The organism is Zoogloea oryzae, from assembly GCF_030161255.1.
Classification (GTDB): Bacteria; Pseudomonadota; Gammaproteobacteria; order Burkholderiales; family Rhodocyclaceae; genus Zoogloea; species Zoogloea oryzae.
Window position 1 is genome coordinate 1 of record NZ_BSPX01000217.1, and the last position, 1,033, is coordinate 1,033.

Here is a 1,033-nt window from a genome sequence, read left to right on the forward strand (position 1 = left end):
GCCGGGCGCCAGCGTGCCCGACGCCCTCGCCGAACTCGCCCGGATGACGCCGCCCCGGGCCCTGCGCCTCGCCACCCGCTCGACGCCCACCGTCCCCTGGCACCGGGTCGTGCTACCGCCCCAGACCCGCGACCGCCTCGAAGACCTGATCCGCCGGGTACGCCGCCGGGTGGGCGTGCAGCTGCGCTGGCAGATGACCCGCGGCGAGCGCGGCCGCTCGGTGATCGGGCTGCTGTACGGCGAATCCGGCACCGGCAAGACCCTCGCCGCCGAAGCCATCGCCACGCGGCTGCACCTGCCCATGCTGTCGGTGGATCTGTCGCTGGTCGTCTCCAAATACATCGGCGAGACCGAGAAGAACCTCTCCGAACTCTTCGCCGCCGCCGAAGGCTACGCCGCGCTGTTGTTCTTCGACGAAGCCGACGCCCTCTTCGGCCGCCGCACCAACGTGCAGGACGCCCACGACCGCTACGCCAACATCGAGGTCAACTACCTCCTGCAGCGGCTCGAATCCTTCGAGGGCTGCGCCATCCTCGCCACCAACCTGATGCAGGGCGTGGACGACGCCTTCCTGCGCCGTTTCGATCAGGTGGTGCATTTTCCCCGCCCCGGCGTGGCCGAGCGCATGGCCATCTGGCGCGGGCAGCTTCCCCTGGCGCACCTCGCGCCCGAGATTTCGATCGAGCAGCTGGCCGAGCGTTTCGAGCTCACCGGCGGCGAGATTCGCAATGCTGCCCTGTCGGCAGCCTTCATGGCCGCCGACGGCGGCACGGTGGTCACGGACGGCATGATCGATGCCGCCGTGGCCGAAGAGTTCAGCAAACTGGGCCGGCCGTTCCCGCGCCGGCAGGGAGCCTTTTCATGACCGACATCGCCACCACCCTGAGCCAGGCCAGGGCCAAGCTCTCCACCTGGCAGGCCGAAGCCGCCACCGCCGCCGCCAGCGGCGCCTCCCAGGCCCAGTCCGCGGACGCCGCCTGGGACGCGGTGGCCGCCATCGAGGCCGCCACCGCCCAGGCCGAGGGCCTGCGCG

1 protein-coding gene is annotated in these 1,033 nt (G+C 71.4%); it reads left to right on the forward strand.

Annotated elements, in window-relative coordinates:
• A partial coding sequence (locus tag QQK25_RS23110; RefSeq protein ID WP_284190064.1) for an ATP-binding protein occupies positions 1–865 on the forward strand: 865 nt, incomplete at its 5' end.
• Positions 866–1,033: the final 168 nt, after the last annotated feature.